The sequence below is a fragment of the Mediterraneibacter flintii genome (assembly GCF_055387595.1).
Genome location: NZ_AP031405.1, coordinates 3,750,024 through 3,774,221, shown reverse-complemented (window position 1 = coordinate 3,774,221; position 24,198 = coordinate 3,750,024). Strand labels below are relative to the sequence as shown.

Annotated in this window: 22 protein-coding genes; 19 read left to right on the top strand and 3 right to left on the bottom strand. The window is 42.7% G+C overall.

What is annotated here, in order from left to right:
• The first annotated feature begins 178 nt into the window (after positions 1-178).
• From ACZ5C4_RS17940 to ACZ5C4_RS17900, 9 genes are all read left to right on the top strand, one after another.
• Entirely contained in the window at positions 179-751 is a 573-nt protein-coding gene (locus tag ACZ5C4_RS17940; RefSeq protein ID WP_464522190.1) for an FHA domain-containing protein, read from the top strand.
• 100 nt (positions 752-851) lie between these two features.
• Entirely contained in the window at positions 852-3,131 is a 2,280-nt protein-coding gene (locus tag ACZ5C4_RS17935) for a hydratase (protein ID WP_464522189.1), read from the top strand.
• Positions 3,132-3,306: 175 nt separating this feature from the next.
• Positions 3,307-3,855, top strand: coding sequence for an RNA polymerase sigma factor (locus ACZ5C4_RS17930; protein WP_464522188.1), 549 nt, complete (start codon positions 3,307-3,309; stop codon positions 3,853-3,855).
• An 18-nt stretch (positions 3,856-3,873) separates the two neighbouring features.
• Positions 3,874-5,934, top strand: coding sequence for a beta-propeller domain-containing protein (locus ACZ5C4_RS17925; RefSeq protein ID WP_464522187.1), 2,061 nt, complete (start codon positions 3,874-3,876; stop codon positions 5,932-5,934).
• Positions 5,935-5,998: 64 nt separating this feature from the next.
• Positions 5,999-6,760: a TatD family hydrolase gene (locus tag ACZ5C4_RS17920; protein WP_464522186.1), complete on the top strand. Its 762-nt coding sequence runs from the start codon at positions 5,999-6,001 to the stop codon at positions 6,758-6,760.
• 25 nt (positions 6,761-6,785) lie between these two features.
• Positions 6,786-7,652: a 16S rRNA (adenine(1518)-N(6)/adenine(1519)-N(6))-dimethyltransferase RsmA gene (gene rsmA / locus ACZ5C4_RS17915; protein WP_464522370.1), complete on the top strand. Its 867-nt coding sequence runs from the start codon at positions 6,786-6,788 to the stop codon at positions 7,650-7,652.
• A 144-nt stretch (positions 7,653-7,796) separates the two neighbouring features.
• Positions 7,797-9,167, top strand: a complete 1,371-nt coding sequence (locus ACZ5C4_RS17910) for a citrate/2-methylcitrate synthase (protein ID WP_464522185.1) — start codon at positions 7,797-7,799, stop codon at positions 9,165-9,167.
• A gap of 9 nt (positions 9,168-9,176) precedes the next feature.
• The gene (locus tag ACZ5C4_RS17905) at positions 9,177-10,109 is read left to right on the top strand and encodes an alpha/beta fold hydrolase (protein WP_464522184.1); all 933 of its coding nucleotides are present in this window, start codon (positions 9,177-9,179) and stop codon (positions 10,107-10,109) included.
• 65 nt (positions 10,110-10,174) lie between these two features.
• Complete coding sequence (locus ACZ5C4_RS17900; RefSeq protein WP_464522183.1) at positions 10,175-10,423, top strand: hypothetical protein; 249 nt, start codon at positions 10,175-10,177, stop codon at positions 10,421-10,423.
• A gap of 307 nt (positions 10,424-10,730) precedes the next feature.
• Here the strand turns inward: ACZ5C4_RS17900 and ACZ5C4_RS17895 are convergent, their stop codons facing one another.
• The gene (locus tag ACZ5C4_RS17895) at positions 10,731-10,919 is read right to left on the bottom strand and encodes a hypothetical protein (RefSeq protein ID WP_186877231.1); all 189 of its coding nucleotides are present in this window, start codon (positions 10,917-10,919) and stop codon (positions 10,731-10,733) included.
• 41 nt (positions 10,920-10,960) lie between these two features.
• Complete coding sequence (locus ACZ5C4_RS17890; RefSeq protein WP_464519782.1) at positions 10,961-12,142, bottom strand: IS91 family transposase; 1,182 nt, start codon at positions 12,140-12,142, stop codon at positions 10,961-10,963.
• Positions 12,143-12,288: 146 nt separating this feature from the next.
• On the opposite strand from ACZ5C4_RS17890, the gene ACZ5C4_RS17885 reads away from it, so the two are divergent.
• The 5 genes from ACZ5C4_RS17885 to ACZ5C4_RS17865 all read left to right on the top strand — a co-directional run bounded on the left by ACZ5C4_RS17885 (position 12,289) and on the right by ACZ5C4_RS17865 (position 17,336).
• Positions 12,289-13,065 (top strand): prolipoprotein diacylglyceryl transferase, encoded by a 777-nt coding sequence (locus tag ACZ5C4_RS17885; RefSeq protein WP_464522182.1) that lies wholly within the window; start codon positions 12,289-12,291, stop codon positions 13,063-13,065.
• 11 nt (positions 13,066-13,076) lie between these two features.
• The gene (locus tag ACZ5C4_RS17880; protein WP_464522181.1) at positions 13,077-13,802 is read left to right on the top strand and encodes a DUF5058 family protein; all 726 of its coding nucleotides are present in this window, start codon (positions 13,077-13,079) and stop codon (positions 13,800-13,802) included.
• 4 nt (positions 13,803-13,806) lie between these two features.
• Positions 13,807-14,472 carry a hypothetical protein gene (locus tag ACZ5C4_RS17875; protein ID WP_464522180.1) on the top strand — a complete coding sequence of 222 codons (666 nt, stop codon included), beginning with the start codon at positions 13,807-13,809 and terminating at the stop codon, positions 14,470-14,472.
• 67 nt (positions 14,473-14,539) lie between these two features.
• On the top strand, positions 14,540-15,976 hold the full coding sequence (locus ACZ5C4_RS17870) for a M20 family peptidase (protein ID WP_464522179.1): 1,437 nt from the start codon (positions 14,540-14,542) through the stop codon (positions 15,974-15,976).
• Positions 15,977-15,992: 16 nt separating this feature from the next.
• On the top strand, positions 15,993-17,336 hold the full coding sequence (locus ACZ5C4_RS17865; RefSeq protein ID WP_464522178.1) for an MATE family efflux transporter: 1,344 nt from the start codon (positions 15,993-15,995) through the stop codon (positions 17,334-17,336).
• A 49-nt stretch (positions 17,337-17,385) separates the two neighbouring features.
• Here the strand turns inward: ACZ5C4_RS17865 and ACZ5C4_RS17860 are convergent, their stop codons facing one another.
• Entirely contained in the window at positions 17,386-18,408 is a 1,023-nt protein-coding gene (locus tag ACZ5C4_RS17860; protein ID WP_464522177.1) for a zinc-binding alcohol dehydrogenase family protein, read from the bottom strand.
• A gap of 162 nt (positions 18,409-18,570) precedes the next feature.
• Between ACZ5C4_RS17860 and ACZ5C4_RS17855 the strand changes: the two genes are divergently transcribed.
• From ACZ5C4_RS17855 to ACZ5C4_RS17835, 5 genes are all read left to right on the top strand, one after another.
• On the top strand, positions 18,571-19,260 hold the full coding sequence (locus ACZ5C4_RS17855) for a FadR/GntR family transcriptional regulator (RefSeq protein WP_464522176.1): 690 nt from the start codon (positions 18,571-18,573) through the stop codon (positions 19,258-19,260).
• Between the two features lie 329 nt (positions 19,261-19,589).
• Positions 19,590-20,603, top strand: a complete 1,014-nt coding sequence (locus ACZ5C4_RS17850; protein ID WP_464522175.1) for a sugar ABC transporter substrate-binding protein — start codon at positions 19,590-19,592, stop codon at positions 20,601-20,603.
• Between the two features lie 65 nt (positions 20,604-20,668).
• Positions 20,669-21,682 (top strand): ABC transporter permease, encoded by a 1,014-nt coding sequence (locus ACZ5C4_RS17845; RefSeq protein ID WP_464522174.1) that lies wholly within the window; start codon positions 20,669-20,671, stop codon positions 21,680-21,682.
• Positions 21,682-23,193, top strand: coding sequence for a sugar ABC transporter ATP-binding protein (locus ACZ5C4_RS17840; protein WP_464522173.1), 1,512 nt, complete (start codon positions 21,682-21,684; stop codon positions 23,191-23,193). The genes ACZ5C4_RS17845 and ACZ5C4_RS17840 overlap by 1 nt, the downstream gene beginning before the upstream one ends.
• Positions 23,186-24,196, top strand: a complete 1,011-nt coding sequence (locus ACZ5C4_RS17835) for an ABC transporter permease (protein WP_464522172.1) — start codon at positions 23,186-23,188, stop codon at positions 24,194-24,196. The genes ACZ5C4_RS17840 and ACZ5C4_RS17835 overlap by 8 nt, the downstream gene beginning before the upstream one ends.
• The last annotated feature ends 2 nt before the right edge of the window (positions 24,197-24,198 follow it).

Here is a 24,198-nt window from a genome sequence, read left to right as displayed (position 1 = left end):
TTAAGCTCATACAGATGTACGCTCGCAAAAACATGCAAGCATGTTTTATGCTTCCCGCACACTGTATGGTTGAACTGTTACAGAAGATTCGACGGAAGGTTGCAAAAATATACATGAATTGCTTGCCGAGAGTAAAAAAGTATAGTAGTATAAAAACTTGAAGGAGTGATTTGATACTATGTCAGATTTGATATACTGGATTGCGATGGTTCTGATAGTTGGTGCGAGTATTGCATTATTGACGGGAACTTTCTTAAGTATAAGGAAAAATAAAAGAGAGAAGAACAAGAAAACAGGACGTGTAGCTGCTTATGCTGACGATTATGAAGAGGACGAGGAAGACGAAAGAGAGCTTCCGAGGCGCAGGGGATCAGCACAGGAAGTCAGGCGTCCGCAGAGCCAGCCGGAACGGAAGAACGAGAAGAAGCAGTGGAAAATTATTTTGGAGAATTTGGATACTTGGGAAAAACACAGCTTTATTTTCTACGATACAATTGCGATTGGACGTGGGAGTGATGTTCGTACATATGAAAAATATCTTTCCGTTTCTGAAGATCCGCGGGTATCTAAGCTGCACTGTGCGATTGTGAAAAGAGGAGAGAAGCTCTATCTGAAGGATCTGGAGTCCAGAAATGGCACATATTTGAATGGGAAAAGAATTGAACGTCCTATTATACTGCAAAGAGATGATGTGATAGGAATTGGAGAATCCAGGTTTGAGGTTCTGAAAGTATTGAGAGAACGAGATTAAAAGATAAAATGCAGAGACAGGGTGCGTGCCAAGTTTGACATGCTTTGTTTCAAGATGTTAAAATGAGGAACAGAAGCGAAACGAGAAGGAGGAGGTTATTATGATAAAGTTGTATGACAATGGTGTCTATTTAATACATGGCACCGAGATAGTAGAAGATGTAGAAAATGCCGGAATTTCTGTGTCAAAGGAAGAGGCAGCTAAAAATACAATTGCTTATGGAATTTTGAAGGAGCACAATACAGCCCCTGACATGAAGAGTCTGCGGATCAAATTTGATAAATTGACATCCCATGACATTACATTTGTAGGAATCATTCAGACAGCAAGAGCATCAGGGCTGGAAAAATTTCCTGTTCCGTATGTTCTGACAAACTGTCATAACAGTCTTTGTGCGGTAGGCGGGACAATCAATGAAGACGATCATATGTTTGGACTGACTTGTGCAAAGAAATATGGTGGTGTATATGTGCCTCCTCATCAGGCTGTCATCCATCAGTTTGCACGTGAGGTACTGGCCGGAGGCGGAAAGATGATTTTAGGCTCCGACAGCCATACACGTTATGGCGCTCTTGGGACAATGGCAATGGGAGAAGGAGGGCCAGAGCTTGTAAAACAGCTTTTGAACAAGACCTATGATATTAATATGCCGGGAGTTGTCGGCATCTATTTGGACGGAGAACCGGCAAAAGGAGTAGGCCCGCAGGATGTGGCGCTTGCAATTATTGGAGCGACCTTTAAAAATGGCTATGTGAATAATAAAGTAATGGAATTTGTAGGCCCGGGTGTCGGAAATCTAAGTGCAGATTTCCGAATTGGAATCGATGTCATGACAACGGAGACAACCTGTCTGTCCTCTATCTGGCGTACCGATGAAAAGATTGAAGAATTTTATGAGATTCATGGCAGAAGGGAAGATTACAAGGAATTAAATCCGGGAGAGACAGCTTATTATGACGGAATGGTTTATGTAGATTTAAGTGAAATTAAACCGATGATTGCGATGCCGTTCCATCCGAGCAATGTCTATACAATTGATGAATTGAATGAAAACCTTTCAGATATTCTGCATGATGTGGAGAAGAAAGCGCTGATTAGTCTGGATGGAGCTGTGGAATATTCTCTTCAGGATAAAATTGTAGATGGAAAGTTCTATGTAGAGCAGGGAATCATTGCAGGATGTGCCGGAGGCGGATTTGAAAATATCTGTGCAGCAGCAGACATTATCAAAGGAAAAAATATTGGCGCGGATGCATTTACATTTAGTGTGTATCCGGCGAGCACACCGATTTATATGGAACTAGTTAAAAATGGTGTAGTTGCCGACTTGTTAGAGGCTGGAACAGTTGTGAAAACAGCATTTTGCGGGCCTTGCTTTGGCGCGGGCGATACTCCGGCGAACAATGCGTTCTCTATCCGTCATACAACGAGGAATTTCCCGAACCGGGAGGGCTCTAAGCTGCAAAGCGGACAGATTTCATCTGTGGCCTTGATGGACGCACGCTCTATTGCGGCGACTGCGGCAAATAAAGGGTTCTTAACTCCGGCGACATCAATGGATGTAGAATATAAAGGGCAGAAATATTATTTCGATAAAAATATTTATGAAAACCGCGTATTTGACAGCAAAGGGGTAGCAGATCCAAGTGTGGAAATTCAGTTCGGCCCGAATATCAAAGATTGGCCGGCAATGTCTGCCTTGCCGGAAAATCTTGTGCTCAAGGTAGTTTCTGAGATTCACGATCCGGTTACAACAACAGACGAGCTCATTCCGTCCGGCGAGACTTCTTCTTATCGGTCTAATCCTTTGGGACTGGCAGAATTTGCGCTGTCCAGAAAAGATCCCGCATATGTGGGAAGGGCTAAGGAGGTACAGGCTGCGCAAAAAGCGATTGAAGTAGGAAAATGTCCGCTTGAGGTACTGGAAGAATTAAAGCCGGTAATAGCAAAAGTAAAAGAGACCTATCCAAATGTAGGAGAGGGAAATATCGGTGTGGGAAGTACGATTTTTGCAGTTAAGCCGGGAGACGGCTCTGCGCGCGAGCAGGCAGCATCCTGCCAGAAGGTTCTGGGAGGATGGGCAAATATAGCAAATGAATATGCGACAAAAAGGTACCGTTCTAATTTGATTAACTGGGGGATGCTTCCGTTCCTGACGGATGCGGACGACAAGGAACTGCCATTTAAGAACGGAGATTATATCTTTGTACCAGATGTCCGCAGGGCAGTAGAAGAAAAAGCAGACGTCGTCAAGGCTTATGTTGTAAAAGACAGCTTGGAGGAAATGGATTTGCGTTTAGGCGAGCTGACAGATGCGGAAAGAGAAATTATTCTGCAGGGATGTCTGATTAACTATTACAGAGCTACAGCAGGTAAATAAGAGCAGTATTTTTGTTTCATAAAGTATAAAAGGGTGTTGGATTGGTCAGAAAGCCATGCCGATACCCTTAAGATTAAAGGGCGGGGGAGCTGAAGTGGGCTCGCCCGTTTTGTTATGCAACAAAACCATCTGTTTTTTACTCTAATATATAAATGAAGAAGAGAGGGGGCGGCACATGGGCCAGTTAGAAAACCGATCGGATAGTCAGGCTGGGGGCAGAGGCAAACGTAAAGAAGAGCTAAGATTGGTCCGAAAGGCAAAAGCGGGTGATACAAAATCATTTTCAGCATTGTATGCACAGATTTATATAGAACTGTATAAGTTTGCGTTGTATACACTGCGGCATCCGCAGGACGCAGAAGATGCAGTGAGTGAAGCGGTTACAGCGGCATATGAAAATATAACGAAGTTAAAGTCTGAAACATCGTTTCGCAATTGGATGTTTACGATACTTGCAAATCAATGTAGAAAAAGGTTTATAAAAAGAGAAAAAGATGAGGAGCTTACGGAAGATATTGCTCAACCGGAGATAGATTACGGACAGAAAGCGGACGTCAGGGCAGCATTGGAGACACTCAGTGAAGAGGAACGGCTGATTGTGTCGTTTTCTGTTTTCGGTGGATATAAGAGTGCGGAGATTGGCGGTATGTTGGGGATTGAGGCGGCAACCGTGCGTTCAAAAAAGAACCGCGCACTTGGAAAAATGAGAAAAATATTAGAGTAGAAAGGGGTGTGGCATAGAGTGGATAGAGAAGTAGATGAGAGAAAGGATAAGCAGACAGAGCAGCAAGAAGGGAGTGTAATTGAGAGGATAGCTAAAAATGCAGAGAACATAGAGATTCCAGAGTCTTTGCAGCCGGAGGCAGTTGAGAGAAGACTTGAAAAGAACAGAAGAGAAAGACTGCATAGAAGGCGAAAAAAATGGGGGACTGTATGCTCCGCCGCTGCAGCATGTGTCTGTGTGCTTATAGGAATTGCCGCTGCTCAAAATGGATGGTTTACAGAGAAGGACAGAGGAAAATTATCTATAGGCATTGATACAGAATATGCTGCTGCACAAAGCAGCCCGGGCAAAATCGTTTCAGCAAAAGATTATGATGAGGTGTATGCCTATATTAAGGAAGAAAGAAAGGCGCAGGAAGAACAATTAAATGAAAGAGCTGACAGTGTGTCAAAAAGTACCAATGAAAGTGCTGTGGAAAGTGCGTCTGATTCGGCAGGACAGCCTTATGCCGGTCAAGGAGAGCAATCCGCAGCAGACAGCGGGTATTCAGACACGAATGTACGGGAAGCAGCAGTAGGGGAGGGGGATATTGTAAAGACAGACGGAAAGAACCTCTATATATTGGAAGGGCAAAATGTGCAGATTGTAAGCATTGAGGGAGAAAAAATGGTGCAGACAGCCTCTATTCGAATGGACAAGGAGAAGACGGCATACGAACTGTATATAGAGGGAAATTCTCTATTGATTGCATATTCCGTATCAGGATATGCAGACGGCGCGGTTTTATCTGATGAAGCGTATGCAAACAGTGATACTTACAATACGGAATACCGAGAGTATACAGCAATTGATATTTATGATGTCAGTATACCGTCGGCGCCGAAGCTTTTGGACACTTTTTCACAGAGTGGCAGCTTCTATACAATGCGGGTATCAGACGGCTATGTATATTTGTTGAGCAATTTTTACGCAGATATAGCAGCAGGAAGGGAAGAAATAGAGGCTTATATCCCTAAAATTCAGGGAGAGAACATTGAGAGCAGTAAAATTTTGCTTCCACAGTATAAAAGAGGGACACAGTATACGGTACTTTCTGCCTTCGTTATTGCAGAACCATCAGGAAAAACAGATAGCATAGCAGTGTTTGGAAGTGTGGGAACCTGTTATGTGAGCAGGGAAAATATATACATTTGCGAAGGATATTACAATGCACAGGAAGAAACTATGACACAGACCTGTATCCGCAAGATTGGGTATCAAGATGGCATACTTGAAGCAAAAGGACAGACGAAAATAGACGGGACACTCAATGATTCTTTTAGTATTGACGAATATGAGGGGAATTTAAGGCTGGTGACAACAGTAAGTCCGGTCGGAAATAGTGTGGCGCCATTGGCAAGAAGCGGGGAAACGGCAGCGGCAGAAAGCAGTTTTAAAGAATCGAATTCTCTATATGTACTGGACGAGAATCTTGAAATAATAGGAGAGATTCATGATCTTGCCCAGGAGGAGCAGATCTATTCTGCGAGATTTATAGGGAAAACAGGGTATTTTGTGACATACCGTCAGACGGATCCACTTTTTTCAGTAGATTTGTCTGACCCATCGAAGCCCCAAATTATCGGAGAACTGAAAATTCCTGGTTTTTCAGAATACCTGCATCCATTTGGAGAGGGAAAACTGCTCGGTATAGGTATGGATGTGGACGAGACAGGGACGGTAACAAATGGGGTGAAGCTTTCTATGTTTGATATTTCAGATGCCTCAGATGTAAAAGAGGTACAGAAATACGTTCTGGAAGATATGTACTCTACAGATGTTGCTTATAACTATAAGGCGGCGCTTATAAGTGAAGAACTAAATCTCATTGGGTTTACTGCATACGGACAGCGGCAGACGTTTTATATGTTTTCTTATGATAATGAGAAGGGATTTACGATGCGCTTTTCAAGAGAACTGTCAGGATACGGAGAAGCAAGAGGAATTTATTCGGATTCCCGTTTTTATCTGGTATCGGGAAATACAGTGGAAGTGTATACGCTGGATACATTTGATAAGATAGATGATATTGTGTTATAATCGTGACAACGATTCGGGGCAGGTTCTCTGGATGAGAGCCTGCTGTTTTAGTGGAGGAACAGTAATGATATTTGATACACATGCTCATTATGATGACGTACAGTTCGACGACGACAGAGAGCAGCTTTTACAGGCTATGAGGGAGAATGGAATCGGGAGAATTGTCAACGTAAGCTCTGATACGGACTCCTGGGAAAAAGTAGTTGCTCTGGCAGATACATATTCTTTTATTTATGGAGCAATTGGCGTGCATCCGGACGAGGTGGGACAGTTAAATGAAGAAAAGCTCTGCCAGATGGAAGCGCTTTTAAAACGGGACAAAATGATTGCTGTGGGAGAAATAGGACTGGATTATTATTGGGACAAGGAAAACCGTGATTTACAAAAAACCTGGTTTATCCGTCAGCTTGAGCTTGCCGGAAAGCTTAAAAAGCCGGTGATTATACACAGCAGAGAAGCGGCGGCGGATACAATGGAGATAATGAAAGCCTATGCTTCTAAGCTCTGTGCGGTTATACACTGCTATTCTTATTCAGCGGAGATGGCGAAAGAATATGTAAAGATGGGATATTATATTGGTGTGGGAGGCGTTGTGACTTTTAAAAATGCAAAAAAATTAAAACAGACAGTACAGGAAATTCCCCTTTCCTCTATTGTACTTGAGACAGATTGTCCTTATCTGGCTCCGGCGCCGTATCGCGGAAAACGAAATTCTTCTTTATATCTCCCTTATATTGCGGAAGAAATTGCGCGGCAAAAAGGAATAACAGTGCAAGAAGTGATTTGGCAGACAGAAAAAAATGCAGAAATACTGTACCAGCTTTAAGATACAGATAGAAAGGAACGTAGAAATGAAAGAGCCGACATTAGGAAATCCGCAGAATACAATTGCCGTTCTTAAGAAATATGGATTTGTATTTCAGAAAAAATACGGGCAGAATTTTTTGATAGATCCCCATGTGCTGGATAAAATCATTCGCGCCGCAAAGATAACAAAGGATGATTTTGTGCTGGAAATTGGCCCGGGAATCGGGACGATGACACAGTACCTTGCCTGTGCGGCGAGAAAGGTGGCGGCGATTGAAATTGACAAAGCATTGATACCAATTTTAAAGGATACATTAAATGGTTATGACAATATAAAAATTATAAACGGTGATGTACTGAAAACAGATATTGCAGAGCTTGCCCAAAAAGAGAATGCAGGAGAACCAATCAAGGTGGTTGCCAATCTTCCATATTATATTACCACACCGATCATTATGGGATTGTTTGAAAACCATGTACCGTTAAAGAGTCTTACAGTTATGGTACAAAAGGAGGTGGCGCAGAGGATGCAGGCAGGACCTGGAACGAAGGATTACGGCGCATTATCTCTGGCAGTACAGTATTATGCAAAACCGTATCTGGCAGCGAATGTCCCACCGAATTGCTTTATGCCGCGTCCGAAGGTAGGCTCGGCAGTGATACGTCTGGAACGGTATACAGAACTTCCTGTAAAGGTTAAAAATGAAAAACTGCTGTTTCAGATTATACGCGCATCTTTTAACCAGAGAAGAAAAACCTTAGTCAACGGTTTGAAAAACTGTACAGAATTGACTGTTTCACGTGAGGAAGCAGAGCAGGCACTTTTGGATCTGGGGATAGACAGCAATGTGCGGGGAGAAGCTTTGACACTGGAGCAATTTGCGGCGCTTGCGGACAGATTGGGGGAATAGTTCATGTAACTTTATGCTTCCCGCACACTGTATGGCTGTTACGAGTTCATAAATATTTAATAGTCATGTGATTGTATAAAACTTCAATTTTTAGTATAATAAAAAGAACATATTAAAATAAGAATGAGTAAGGAGGCAGGGCATATGGCAAAAGACATTGACAGTATTTTTTTCGATATTACCCCGAAGATTGAAGAACTCGCCCTCAAATGTGAGCAGAACAACGCGATTGACAAGGAACTGTACACAAAGTATGAAGTAAAACGCGGGCTGCGCGACCTGAATGGAAAAGGTGTGCTTGCAGGTCTGACAAACATTTCTGATGTGTGCGCGTTTAAGATGGTGGACGGGAAACAGGTGCCCTGTAAAGGAAATCTATATTATAGAGGTTACAATATAAAAGACTTGGTGAAGGGCTTTCTTGCCGCACACCACCCTGGATTTGAGGAAACAGCGTATCTCCTTCTTTTTGGAGAACTGCCAGATAAAGCACAGCTAAAAGAATTCCAGGAAATGATCGCAGAGCGCAGAATGTTGCCGCCGAATTTTGTAAGAGATGTTATTATGAAAGCGCCGAGTCGCGACATGATGAACAGCATTACAAGGAGTATCTTACAGTTATATTCTTATGATGATAAGGCTGACGACACAAGTATTCCGAATGTTTTAAGACAGTGTCTGAATCTCATCAGCCAATTCCCTATGCTTATGGTTTACGGCTATCATGCCTATAATTATAAACGTGGTGAGGATTTGTATATTTATGCACCACAGCCAGAGCTATCCACAGCGGAGAATATTTTGATGATGTTAAGAGAGAACAGAAAATATACAAAGCTGGAAGCAAAGATTCTGGATATGGCGCTTGTTTTGCATATGGATCATGGTGGCGGTAATAATTCAACATTTACAACACACGTTGTGACTTCATCGGGGACAGATACGTATTCTACAATCGCCGCGGCGATGGCGTCCTTAAAAGGGCCAAAGCATGGCGGGGCGAATGTAAAGGTTACGCAGATGTTCGAAGATATGAAGGCGACTTTAACAGACTGGTCAGATAAAGATCAGGTACGGCAGTATCTTATAGACCTTTTAGACAAAAAGGTATTTGACCACAAAGGGCTTATCTATGGAATGGGACATGCCGTTTATTCTATATCGGATCCGAGAGCCGATATATTTAAGCGCTTTGTGAAGCAGTTGGCAAAGGAAAAAGGACATGAAGCAGAGTATGCGCTGTATGAAACAGTAGAGCATATGGCTCCGGAGATTATTGGGGAAAAGCGTAAAATGTACAAAGGAGTCAATGCGAACGTAGACTTCTACAGCGGATTGGTATACAGCATGCTGGATTTGCCGCCGGCTCTCTATACACCGATATTTGCAACAGCTCGTATTGTCGGCTGGAGTGCGCATAGACTGGAAGAACTAAAAAACGTAGACAAGATTATCCGTCCGGCTTACAAGCCGCTTGCACCGTATCGTGATTACATAAATTTAGATGACAGGTAGTGAGTGAACATGAAAGATGAGTTTTACTTCCCATCAAAGGATGGAAATACAGAGATTCACACAATAGAATGGAAACCAGAAGGCAAGGTAAAAGCAGTTTTGCAGCTAAGCCACGGAATGGTGGAATATATCAACAGATATGATGAATTCGCACAGTTTTTATGTGAACAGGGATTTTATGTAGTGGGAAATGACCATCTTGGACATGGAAAATCTATACAGAGCAAGTCAGAATATGGCTTTTTCAATGAAAAATATGGAAATGCATGTGTCTTAGGAGATATGCATACACTCCGTCAGCGTACCAGCAGAAAGTATCCAGATGTGCCGTACTTTATGCTGGGGCACAGCATGGGTTCCAGCCTTCTTCGGCAGTATATTCAGATGTATGGCAACGGGTTAAGCGGCGCTGTACTGATGGGAGTTGTAGCAGACAAAAACAGGAGGCTCCTTAAGCTTGGCAAACGGCTTTGTCGTGTATTAGCGGCATGTAGAGGCTGGCACTACAGGAGCTGCCTGATAAATCGAATGGCGCTTGGGGCTTATAACAAACGGTTTAAGCCTGCAAAAACCAGAGCAGACTGGATTACAAGCGATGAGGGAAAGCTGGAAGCATATATTTCAGATCCTCTGTGTTCGTTTGTATTTACAGTGAACGCGTATTACCATATGTTCAGCGGAATGCTCAGTATGCAGAAAAGAGAGAGCGTCTTTATGATTCCTAAATCACTTCCAATTATCCTTCTGGCAGGAACGGAAGATCCAGTCGGAAATTATGGAAAAGGAGTGCGGAAAATATATGAGAAATATAAGGCGGCAGGCATACAGGACATCACGCTCCGGCTATATGCAGGAGATCGCCATGAGCTTCTCAACGAGACAGACCGCAGACAAGTGTATGAAGATATATGGAAATGGCTGGAGAAAGAATGTATGGATTGACAATGGGTAATAAAACATATATAATATTTTTGTGAAAAAAATATAAATTTTTACGGAGGAGAAAAATGGCAGTAGCATCATTAGTTTTAGGTATTATCTCTATCGTAATCGGTGTTTTCTTTGGTAGCTTTGGATTGATCGGCGGTGTAATTGGTATCGTTGGAATTATCTTGGGCGTACAGGGAAAGAAAGATCCTGCAAAAAAAGGAATGGCGACAGCTGGTTTTGTTTGCTCTATCATCGGTACGATACTTTGCCTTATTATGTATGTGGCGTGCATCGCATGTGTTGGCGGAATTGCAGCATTAGCATAACATTAACGTAAAGGGAATGAGTGAGAAGAGGAGTGCATATGCATTCCTCTTTTTCATATAATAGGAAATTTCGATAAATTTCCTATTATATAAAAAGCCCTCTGGGCGGGATGCGCACGCCGCAATAAGGAAATTTTACCGCTTTGCGGTATTGCGGCGGCGCGCAAAGTGGACAAGCCCCTCAAGAGTGAGGGGCAAGGGAGTTGAAGTGGGCTTGCCCACTTTGTTCAATATTAGGAAAGTTCTCCCTTTTAGAAAAAGAGAAAAAATAGTCCACTAAAAAAATGGGCATGGGAAATAGACGATATTAGAAAAGATAAAAATCTTCTTCTTCAAAATCGTCATCGTCATCAAATTCATGTAGAAAATAATCCATATCCAGAAGGTCACTGTCGCTCATGTATTTAATATCATAAGGGGTCATACCTTCCGGAGGAGATTCGATGTATTGCTTCCTGAGTTTCTCTGCAAGTTCATGCTCACTTATGGGTTTCATGGGAATGCTGCCTCCGTTTCATACTTGATATTCTGATTGTATCACGAATGAAAAGGAGATAAAAGAAATTTACTTTTAGCAGGAGAACGGGGCAGGTACTTTCGCATTGCTTTTTCGTATAATTCTTGCAGAGAAACAGGATGATGGTTGTAGTAAATTTCAAGGAGGAGCATGGTTTTGCCACATTTAGGACACTTTAAAGGGTCATAGCCGAAAGAGGCTATGATGGAGCAGCGCCATTTGTTGAAGCTAAGGAGAAAAGGACGGGCTTTTTGGGAAATAGCCCGGAAAAGGAGTTTGTCTGATTCGCGGTGCCTTGCATAAAGACCATAGTAGCGAATCATTTTAAAGTGCTTTTCTGGGATGTGCTGAATCAGGCGGGAGATAAAGTCCAAGGCAGGGAGTGTTTCAACAACAAGTTTTTCATCCTCATGGCGGTTGTAATGAAAGGTGACGGAATCGCCATTGTAAGCATCAATGCGGGAAGTGGCAATGGGAGGGCGACCGAGATAGCGACCGATATATTTGGAGACAGCATAGGGGTTGCAAAGATTGGGTTTGGCATAAACATAAAAGCCGTTCCTGCAGTGTTGATAGCAAAAAGCTTTCATTTTTTTAAAAGAGGGACCAAGCTGCTGATGAAGTGAATTGAGGAGTGCGGTACAAAAGGCGCTGCGCAGAAAAGAGAAGTTGAAATGAGAGAGTTTGCGCCAAAAATTATCGTGGCTAAGCCCGCCTTGGGTAACAAGACAATGAATATGTGGATTCCATTTCAGGTCACGACCGAAAGTATGAAGGACGCAAATAAAACCGGGAGTAAAATTTTTGGATGTATTCACCTTAGAAAATAAGCGGAAGATAACACTTTGGACTGCGGAAAAAAGGCAGTTAAGAAGAGAACGGTTGTGGAGGAAGAAAGGGCGAAGCTGTTCAGGGATAGTGAAGACACAATGGCGGTGAGTGCAGGCAAGGAGCTTAAAAGACATAGAAGTGGTACGGTGGATGGAATACATGTTGCCGCAGGTAGGGCAAAAGCGGCTGTGGCAGCGAAAGGGAACGAACTTCCATTCTGCGCAGTGGGGACAGTGGTACATTGCGCCGCCGAAAGAAGGGTCACCGCAGTGAATCATTTTTTCAACATTCTCAATAACAGAGATACGGGGATGTAAAATATAAATCATTTCTTCATAATGGTCTTTAAAAATCTTCTGTAAAATATTCATAAGACTATTATGCAGGAAACTAACACAAAAAGAAACCCCTAATTCCCCCATGAATGGGGGATAGGGGGCTGAAGTGTCGAAGACACTTTGTTCTGCTGGATATTAGTAAAAGGATTGAAAATCAGGAGGAGCTTGGTAACGGAAATATGGGATTTCAAATAGGTGGTTTTACAATACCGTATTATGGATTTTTTATCATGCTTGGTGTGGCGGTGGCGGCTGTTGTTGGATGGATACTGGTACATCTCTTTCACAAAGAATATGATGACTTTATTACGCTTGCAGGCTGTGTAGCGCTGGGAGGCCTTATAGGTGCAAAAGTACTTTACCTGGCTGTCTCATGGAAGGAGATTGATTTTTCCAGAATAACAGAAACAGAGTATCTTTCTGCTTGGCTGTCAGGAGGCTTTGTCTTTTACGGGGGACTGATTGGAGGGCTGGCAGGCGTATTCTTCTGTTGGAAGGTCTTTCATATTCGAGTTATGGAATATGCATCGGTAGGTATTCCTTGTATTCCGATTGTGCATGCGTTTGGAAGAATGGGCTGCAGTGCGGCCGGCTGTTGCTATGGAATTCCCTATACGGGAGCAGGAGCCATTACTTATACGGAGTCCTTGATTGCTCCAAACGGCACGCCTTTGTTTCCTGTTCAGATGACAGAGGCAGTCTGCAATCTGATAATAGCGGCAGTCTTGATTATCTATATATACAGAAACCGGAACAAGGTGAGAAACAGTCTGTTGCTTTATTTAATGCTGTACGCACCAGTGCGTTTTGTACTAGAGTATTTTCGGTATGATGACAAGGAAAGAGGAATTATTTTAGGGCTTTCGACTTCACAGTGGATCAGCATTCTTGTTTTTGCAGGGGCATTTCTGTATTATATAATTAGAAAAAGGAAAAAAATTACAAAGAGTTTATAAGGAGGGGTTTTATGTTTAATCCGAGCAGTACATTTCTATTTGTGCTGGCAGGACTGGTTATCGTCTTTGTCATAGCACAGTCTGTATTCTTCCTTGTGCGGGCGTACCGCAGAGGAAAGGCACTCAATATGGATATGAAGCAGATACGCAAAATGATGATTTCTACGGCGGTGTTCACTTTTGCTCCGGCAGTGTCGATTCTTCTGGGCGTGATCACGTTGTCAAAATTTTTGGGACTGCCGCTTCCGTGGCTTCGCTTAAGTGTAATCGGGGCGATTACATACGAGCTTCCTGCCGCTACAACGACGGCAAATGCATTGGGGATCAGTTCTCTTTCGACAACGATTACAGATCCGGAGGTGTATACGGCAATAGCATGGGTAATGACACTGGGGATTTTCCCGGGGCTTATCTGGGTACCGCTGTTTATTAAGAAAATCCAGGGCGGTTTAGTAAAGTTGAAAAATAAGGACAGCAAATGGGGAGACATTGTAATGACTGCGCTGTTCCTGGGGATGATTTCTGCGTTTCTGGGAATGGTATTTGCGGACATACGGGATGGTTTAAAAGGCTGGATTCCGATTTTTGTTCTTCTGTTCTCCGCATTTTTGATGGGAATCTGCGGAATTCTTGTAAAGAAGTGCAATATGAAGTGGCTGGAAAATTACGCGCTGCCGATCAGTATGTTAGGAGCGATGGTTTTTGCTGTGTTTATCACACCGCTGATAGGAGGTTGATAGTATGGGAAAGAATGGAAGAACATATGAGGATATGACACATATTTACGGGAGGATTTGGATTCTGCTTGCTCTGGGAATGATTTTTGCATATCCTACAGTGACGTGTATTTATTATGATGCATGGCCGGGTATTATGCCGGTATTAAAAGGATTGTTGGGAGTTGCACCCATTTTCTGGACAGTAGGACTGATTGAAGTGCTTACGTTTGTGCCTATGTTGGGGACAGCAGGCTCTTACCTTGCATTTGTGACAGGGAATCTTACGAACCTGAAGGTGCCGGCAGCTTTGACTGCAATGGAAAACGCGAAGGTAAAGCCGGGCACAGAAGAAGGAGAAGTGATTTCCACAATTGCAGTGGCGACTTCTTCCATAGTGACAACAGTGATTATTGCGGCAGGAGTAGCCTTACTTGTACCTTTGACACCGATTTTAAATTCACCGGTGTTAAAGCCGGCGTTTGATAATATTCTTCCGGCATTGTTCGGGGGTCTTGCCGTAGTTTATGTAAGCAAGAACTGGAAAATTTCTATTGCGCCTCTTGTATTTATGGTAGTTCTCTTCCTCTTGGTGCCGTCACTTTCCAGTTCAGTAGGAGTATTGGTTCCGGTCGGAGCATTGATTGCAATCGGTGCGGCAAGAATCCTATATAAGAAAGGGAAACTGTAAAGGCTTACATAAAAAGAGCAGGGCTCCAATGCGCCTGCTCTGCTTTGGTGAAAGGAGTGGTTGGGAAATGATACTATTGTGGATTTTGCTGGCGGCAGTTATTTTGTTTCTTGCTGTATTGCTGGTGCGTGCGGCGATGTTTGTGCCGAAAGAAGAAATAAAGGCGTCCGGCAGTCCGGTTGAACTGGATGAAAAGAAAATTGTAAATGATATGGTAGAAATGATCCGCTGTAAGACAATTTCTTATAATGATGAAAGTCTGGTAGACAGAAAAGAGTTCCAAAAGTTTCAGGAGCTGCTTCCTAAACTATATCCAAAGGTACATGCTGCCTGCCCCAGAGAATTCGTAGGAGTAAATGGCATGCTGTATCATTGGAAGGGAAAAACAGAAAAAGAACCGGTTGTTTTGATGTCTCACTATGATGTAGTGCCGGTGGAGGAGTCGCAGTGGGAGGAACCGGCGTTTGAAGGGGTTGTTAAAGACGGCGTTATATGGGGGCGCGGAACCCTGGACACGAAAGGTACTTTCTGCGGCATTATGGAGGCGGCAGAAAAGCTGATTGCAGAAGGCTTTGTTCCGGAACATGACATATATTTTGCCTTTTCGGGACAGGAGGAGATCAATGGCCCGTCCTGTCCGGCAATTGTGGATTTACTGGAAGAAAGAGGGATTAAACCGGCGCTGGTTGTGGATGAAGGCGGCGCAGTTGTAGAGAATGTATTTCCAGGCGTGAACAGGGAATGTGCGCTGATCGGAATTGCGGAAAAGGGTCTTACGAATATTGAATTTAAGGCAAAGAGCAGCGGCGGACATGCTTCTATGCCGCCCGTACATACAATCGTCGGAGAACTTGCCCAGGCAGTAGTAGAGGTGGAGAAGCATCCGTTTCCAAGACAGCTTACAAAACCAGTGCGAGAGATGCTGGATACACTGGGACGACACTCTAGCTTCGGGTATAAGATTCTGTTTGCGAATCTGTGGTGCCTGGAAGGATTATTTGACAAGGTGTGTCGGGCTTCCGGCGGAGAGCTGAACGCAATGATGAGAACGACATGTGCAATGACAAAAATGCAGGGTGGAAAGGCATTTAACGTAATTCCCCCCGCAGCCTCTGTCGGAATGAATTTACGTCTGTTGGGAAAAGATACGGTAGAATCAGCAAGAGAGTATCTAGAGAAAACGATTCATAATCCTAAGATTGAGGTATCTGTGTATGAAGGAAGAAATCCGTCTGCGGAGTCAGATACGGACTGCGCGGAATATAAGAGGCTTTGCCAGGCGGTTGCGGATACGTGGACGGAGGCGATTGTTGCGCCATATTTGATGATGGCATGCAGTGATTCGTGGCATTACTGCAGGATTACAGACAGGGTATACAAATTCTCGGCAATGAAGCTGTCAAAGGAAGAACGGGGAATGATTCATGGGAATAATGAACGGGTTCCAGTCAAGACGCTGGTCAAAACAGTAGAATTTTTCGTGAGATTAATGAAGATGTGTTAAGAAAGTATGGGTGTACATGACAGTAAATTTAACAGAAGGTTCTGTTGCAAAAAAGATGATGTTATTTTCCCTGCCTTTGATGGCAGGGAACCTTTTGCAGCAGTGTTATAACATAGCAGATACTTTGATTGTAGGGCGCTTTATCGGCGCCAATGCGCTGGCTGCGGTGGGTTCTGCTTATACATTGATGACATTTCTCACCTCGATTATATTAGGGCTTTGTATGGGAAGCGGCGCGCTGTTTTCTATCCGGTATGGAGAGCGAGATACGGAGACGCTGAAAAAGAGTATGGCGGCTTCTTTTTTGCTGATAGGAAGTATTACGGTTGTACTGAATATTTTCGTTTTTCTTGGAATTGACGGGATTCTCTTTTTTTTAAGGGTGCCAGAAGCAGTATACGGAATGATGAGAGAGTATCTGCTTATTATTTTTGCAGGAATCAGCGCGACATTTCTTTATAACTATTTTGCATCCTTTTTGCGGGCAATAGGAGAATCCGTAGTCCCACTTCTTTTTCTTGCGGTTTGTGCTATTTTAAATGTAATTTTGGATTTCTGGTTTGTACTGGGGTTCCACGCAGGAGTAGGCGGCGCTGCTTTGGCGACTGTCATTTCACAGTTTGTATCAGGAATAGGAATTGCCTTATACACATGGTTTCGGAGGAAGGAATTCAGGATACAGAAAAAGCATTTACAAATAAAGAAAAAATTAATAATAGAAATTTTTCAGTTTTCTTTTTTGACTTCTGTGCAGCAGTCTGTTATGAATTTGGGAATTTTAATGGTGCAGGGACTAGTAAACAGCTTTGGCGCGGGAGTGATGGCGGCATTTGCGGCGGCGGTAAAGATTGATTCATTTGCCTATATGCCTGTTCAAGACTTTGGAAATGCATTTTCTACGTTTGTAGCGCAGAATTACGGGGCAGGTAAACCGGAACGGATTCGTGAAGGGTGTCGGAAAGCGGTATATCTTGTATTTGGATTCTGTATGGTAATTTCTGCGGCAGTCTGGCTGTTAGCGAAGCCATTGTTATCGTTGTTTATAGAAGCACAGGAGACAGAAATTCTCGCTGTAGGAGTACAGTACCTTCATATCGAGGGAACGTTTTATATTGGAATTGGAATTTTGTTTTTATTCTACGGATACTACAGGGCAGTGAGAAAGCCTGGAATGTCCGTTGTTCTGACGGTTATATCACTGGGTACGAGAGTAGTGCTTGCCTACCTTTTGTCTGCGACTGCGCTTGGTGTAACCGGAATATGGTGGTCAGTGCCGATTGGCTGGGCTCTGGCAGATATTGCCGGCTGGCTGTACTATGTAAAAATAAAAAAAGTAAAAGAAAATGCCCGGGAGACATAAAGCGGCCTTCGGGCATTTTCTTTATGAAATGGAAATTGTAAGAAGAAATCTAATCTTCAAACTTAAGCACGATTTTTAATACATCTTGTGGATGTTCCTTGATCATATTTAAAGCGTCCATAATCTCTTTATAATTATAAGCTTTTGTCATCAGCTCTTCCGGATGCAGGCTTCCGTCCTCAAATCCTTCAATTACTTCATCAAAACAGTGGTTGTTTAAGCGGGAACCTACAATGGTAAGCTCTTTCTTTGTAATTTCAGCCATGCAGATACTGGACGGCTTATCTTTCAGGCCAAGGCATACGACACGTCCTGCCGGACACGCAAGATTGACAGCCTGTTCAAATGAAGAGGGAATACATACAGTATCTACAACAACGGGAATCCCTTCTCCGTCAGTAAACTGATCCAGGCGTTCTTCTAAGTTTTCTTCAGAGACAAGAACCGTTTTATCCGCGCCCATCGACTTTGCTTTCTCTAAGCGTTCCTTTACAAGATCTGTCATAATGACTTGTGCGCCGTTGCGCTTTGCAACCTGCATTACACAGATACCAATTGGGCCGGCTCCCATAATCAACACTTTATCTCCTTTTCCGATTTGTGCGCGGTTATTAACTTCTACGCCGATTGTAAAAGGTTCTACCAGTCCAAGTAAGGATTCATCAAATTTTTTGTGGAATAGGTGTACATTTTCAGAAGGCGCTTTTACATATTCTGCAAATCCGCCGTCCCGGTGTACTCCCATTACTTCCAAATCCCGGCATACATTATGTCTGCCGATCCGGCATGCATAGCAGTGCCCGCAGCTTATAACAGGATCTACGGCTACCTGATCTCCTGGTTTTATATCTTTTACGGCAGAACCTACAGATTCTACAATTCCTCCGAATTCGTGTCCAATTAGCCTGGGATAGGTAGCAAGGGAATTCGTCCCATTCCATATACCAATATCAGATCCGCAGATTCCGCCGGAAGTGACGCGGACAATAACGTCATCTGGTTTTTCGATCTCCGGTTTTGGTACGTCTACAATCTCTACTTTGAATGGTTCAATGACTTTAATGGCTTTCATATTGGTTCCTCCTGATTTATTCTGACCTCAATATAACATATGACGTCATACGTGTCAATTGTCAAATGCAGAATTCTATGATAGAATAACGTCATCAACGTATAGATGATGTACGGGTGGGAAAATAATGAACAGAAAGCAAAATGCATCAGGAGGAATAGGATGGGGCTGGAAACAATACAGAGCAATGATAAATCACTGCCGGAGCTGGTAGCTGGACAGATTACCGGTCTGATAGCGGACAATGAATATAAAAAAGGGGAGAAACTGCCGAATGAATTTCAGCTTGCCCAGTCTTTAAATGTAGGCAGAGGAACGATACGAGAAGCGATCAAAATTCTGGTGTCAAAAAATATTGTTGAAATCCGCCGCGGGCTTGGCACATTTGTGGCAGAGAAACCAGGCCTTGTGGACGATCCGTTAGGTCTGGGATTTATAAAGAACAAACGAAAGCTTACAAAAGATTTGCTGGAAATCCGCAGCATGATAGAGCCGGAGATTGCAGCACTTGCGGCAGAGAGAGCAACGGACAGTGATATTGAGAAAATTCTGGAGGCATGCCAGGCGGTGGAGGACAAGATTCATAAAGGAGAGACTTTTGAGGAAGAGGATGTTGCTTTCCATAAACTGATTGCAAAGAGTAGTAAAAACCAGGTTGTATTAAATGTGCTACCTGTCATTCACTCTGCGATAAAGGGACTGGTAGAGGTGACAAATGCAGGACTGACAGAGCAGACTATGCGCACGCACAGAGCAGTGGCAGATGCGATAGCTGCAAGAGAACCTGAAAAAGCAAAAGAAGCAATGCTGGCGCATATGCTCTATAATAAAGAATATCTGGGAAAACATTGAAGCAGTGTGAGTCAGGAAAAGGAATACAAAGTAAAATATATAAACCCGCAGGATTTTCGTAGGTTATAAGAAGGGAAATCCTGCGGGTCTTTATTTATAAAAGATGGAAAATTGTGAATAAAATATCATATATAGTGCGAATTGAATAGAATTTTATGGGGGAAATTATATGGTGAAAAAAAGAGGTTGGGAAAAGTTATAAAAAAGCAAAAAAACAATTGATGATTATTGACAAAATATACAAAGAGTGCTATTGTATACAATAAGTAATACATAAACGCATGCAAAGATGTATTATACAATGTCAGTAATAAGAAAAGGAGAACGTTATGAAAAAGAAAATAGTATCTTTATTTTTAGTTGGAGCTATGGTTGCAGCAACGGCTGTAGGGTGCGGAAGTGTTAAGACAGATAATGAAGCTGGTGGTTCAGATTCAGGCGAAAAAGCTGCTGGAAAAGATGCCTATACAGAGGATGTCAAAATTGCATTTCTGCCAAATGTAATTGGAGATTCTTGTGCTGCTGCATGGGCAGAAGGAATGCAGTCTTATCTTAATAATTTCTCAAACGTTACATTTGATGTATATGATGGAGAAGCATCTGTAGATACAGAAGTACAAATTATGGATGAATTGATCAACCAGAAATATGACGCAATTATTCTTCAGGCAACGGATGCAGCAGGACTCGCATCTTCTGTTGACAAGGCAGAAGCGGCTGGTATTCCAGTTATTACATGTAACCTGGATGCTGACACGACACATGCAGGCCTGGTAGCGGCTGTTGATGTAGAGGCTGGAGAAAAGATTGCTGAAGCTATCGGAGAGAGCTTGGGAGGACAGGGAAAAGTTGTAATTATTTCTGCTACACCAGGGGCAACTAAAGGAGAAAACATTGACAAAGGCTTTAAAGCAGTAATGGAAGAGACATATCCGGATATTGAAATTCTGGATGAACAGTCAGGAGAATGGCTGACAGAAAATGCAAACACAGTTATGACAGACTTCCTTACAAAATATTCTGAGATCGATGCAGTTCTCTGCCATAATGATGCAATGGCTGAAGGTGCGGCTGAAGCAGTGAAAGCAGCAGGTAGAGAGATGCAGATTTGGGGTGTTGACGGCGAGTCAAAGATGTTAGACTACATCGAGCAGGGACTGTGTACAGGAACTGTTTATACAGATGCTAAGAGCCAGGGAGTTGCATGTGCTCAGTTTGCTATGTATGCTATTGAATCAGGAATTACTGCAAGCAGTTTAAGTGAGACACCGATTGTTAAGATGGCACCAATTATTGTAACAGCAGATACTTTGTCTGAAATTACAGAGGATATGCGCTGGTAATTGAGAAGATAGCAGCAGTATAACAGCAGATTAGCAGTCGGCTGTAAGGTAGGAGGAATATTCTTATGAGACAGGAAAATATGCGGCGATTGATATCAGTCGCATCGCTGGTAATAATAATGCTAGTATTTGGACTGACCAGCAATTCGTTTTTTACTGCAGGTAATATATTGAGCATTTTAAGAGAATGTGCGGTTACCGGTATCATTGCTATCGGCGTTACATTTGTCATCATTACGGCGGGGATTGATTTGTCAACCGGTGCAGCCGTTGGATTTGCAGGTATGCTTTGTGCTAATCTGCTGTATAACTATCAGTTATCTGCAGGATTGATTATGATAATATCCATATTAACAGGACTTGCATGCGGAACATTGAATGGATTTATCGTAACAAAATTAAGAGTGCCGGAGTTTATTGCGACACTGTCTACACAGTACTTATTTCGTTCTATGGTATTTGTGTTTGCGATTCGAGAGGCTGGGGTTATCAGCAACAAGAAAATTGAGAATCAGGGTATCCTGATTATGGGCGGAAGTATCAATGGAATTTATTTGGTTACGATTGCGTTTGTGCTTCTAGCAGTAATCGGACAAATTGTTTTAAAGAAAACAAAATTTGGTACATATGTTTATGCAACAGGTGCGAACAGAAAATCCGCAGAATTATCTGGTATAAATACAGATAAGATTCGCTGGCTTGTATTTATTATCACAGGTCTTCTGTGCGGTATAGCAGCAATCTTCCAGATTGGACGTGTAGGAAGTGTTACAACAGACCTTGGCACAGGGATGGAATTTGACATTATCGCAGCAGTTGTAATTGGAGGATGTGCATTTGCAGGAGGGCGTGGAGATGTGTTTGGTTCTGCCGTAGGTGCTATTTTTATGGCGGTATTGCAGAACGGTATATTGAAATATAATCTTCCTACAGCAGCACAGTTGGTTGTAAAAGGAATTGTAATTGTTGTTATGATTATTTTTGACGCAGTTTACAATGACATCATGCAGAAACGTATCCAGAGGAAGGCCAGGGAAGAGGATACAGAATCAGTGGAAACGGCAGGAGGTGAAGCATAATGTCTACGTTATTGGAAATGAAAGATATTGAGAAAAGCTTCAATGGTTCTCCTGTATTGAAAAAGGTTGATTTTTCTGTGGAATCAGGAGAAGTCCACGCACTGATGGGAGAAAATGGTGCTGGTAAATCCACATTGATTAAGATATTGACAGGGATCTATCCGAAGGATGGCGGTCAAATTTACTGGAACGGGCAGCCTGTGGAAATCAATAATAGGAATGATGCCGCGAAGCTTGGCATTGGTGTTATTTATCAGGAATTGAGTTTAATTCCTACTCTGACAGTTATGCAGAACGTTATGCTTGGAAAAGAGGAGAGCAGAGCAGGTTTTGTCAGTGCAAGAAAAATGCGAAAGAGAGTCTCCGAGTTAATTAACAAGTACGGATTTGGTATTAAGCCGGATGCGATTGTGGAGACACTTACAATTGCACAGAGACAGACGATTGAAATTTTAAAAGCGCTGAGTGAAGAGTCAAAACTGATTATTATGGATGAGCCTACAGCGTCGTTGAGTACAAAGGAATCAGATGCGTTGTTTGGGATTATTGAACAACTTAGAAAAGACGGAGTAAGTGTTATCTATATTTCACATCGTCTAGAAGAAGTATATCGTCTATCAGATAGACTTACTGTTCTGCGGGACGGTGCGAGAGTGGCAACACTTACAAAAGAACAGATTATTCCTGCGGAAGTAGTACGCCTTATGATAGGAAAGGAATTAAGTGAAGCAACTGCTTCAAATAATTTAGCTACTTCAGATAAACCAGTAAGGTTAAGGGTAAAGGATCTTAACAAAAAAGGAATTTTTAAAAATATCAATTTCGAAATACATGAAGGTGAGATTGTTGGATTTGCTGGGTTGGTCGGTGCAGGGAGAACAGAGGTTATGCGTTGCATTTACGGAGCAGACCCCTGTGACAGCGGTATGGTGGAATTCGAAGGACAGCCTTTGACGAAAAAGATTACTGACAGCATTAAAAAAGGATTTGGCTTTGTTCCAGAAGACCGAAGAAACCAGGGATTTACACCGCTTCTGTCCATTGAACGCAATGTTGCGTTGACAAATTATGATACACTTGCAGGAGGCGGCTTTGTAAATAAAGGGAAAGAAAAGAAACTGGGAAAAGAGATGGTGGAAAGGCTAAATATTAAGCCGAATAATCCACAGATTCCAGTAGGAAATCTTTCTGGAGGAAATCAGCAGAAAGCAGTTCTTGCAAAATGGTTAAGCCGCGATCTGAAACTATTGATTATCGATGAACCAACGGCTGGAATCGATATTGGAGCAAAGGACGAGATCTATAAAATCCTGGAAGAGCTGGCAGCAAATGGAACGTCAGTTATTATGGTTTCATCAGATCTGCAAGAATTGCTCCGTGTATCACAGAGAATCATTGTTATGAGAAAAGGCGAGATTTTTACAGAATTTTCAAGCGGCAAGATTACACAGGAGGATATTCTGATGGCAGAGTCAGGAATTCTTACGAAGGAGGCAGAAAAACATGAGTAAGGATAAGGTGAAAAAACTATTTGGGAAATCCCAGAGAGTGTGGATTCTCGTAGCTATCATGCTGGTTCTGACAATCCTTCAGCCAGGAGTTTTTCTGACAGGTGCGAATATGAAAAGTATCCTACTTTCTATTTCCATCTATGGAATTATGGTCTGTGGTACAATTTTTCCTATCCTTTTAGGAGGAATTGACTTATCTGTAGGTGCAGTTGCGGCAGCGGCAGGAGCATTGGCAGTCACACAGATCGTAGATCACAATTATTCTACAACAGGTGTTATAATTGGTGTTGCTGGAGGCTTGCTGCTGGGATGTGCTGTAGGACTAGTACATGGACTGATTGTTACCCAGTTTGGAGTGCCGGCATTTTTGATAACGCTTGCCTCCCAGAATATTGTATATGGAATTGCACAACTTCTGACGGGGAATAATGTAATTCCCTGTATGAAGCCAGCCTCTTTCGCTTTCCTCGGGGGCGGAAGGCTGTTGGGAGTACCGTTTTCCATCTATATTATGGCAATTATGGCAGTTATTTCTTATGTTATATTGAATAAAACTGTATTTGGAAGAAATGTATATGCAGTAGGTGGTAATCCGGAGGCATGTCGTTTGTCGGGTGTTAGAAGTCGTTTAGTAACAATTGTTGCTTATGTAGCATCTGGATTTACAGCAGCGCTTGCCGGAATTGTATTGGCAAGTATGAATCGGCAGGCAATTGCAAAAGCAGCACAGGGATATGACAATTTCGTGTTGACAGCACTGGTTGTAGGCGGGGCTTCTCTGATGGGTGGAGAAGGTTCTGTTCTTGCGGCAATCTGGGGTGCATTCCTTGTAGGAGTTGTGCAGAATGGCCTGCGTTTGATGGGAGTTGCTTCCGATTATCATGGAATCTTTAAATGTATCGTTATCGTTGCGGCAGTTGCGTTGGATGCGCACGTAAGATATAAGAAGAGTGGTCTGCAAAAAGGCGGTCTCTTTAAGAAGAAAGCAAAAGCAACAGAATAAGA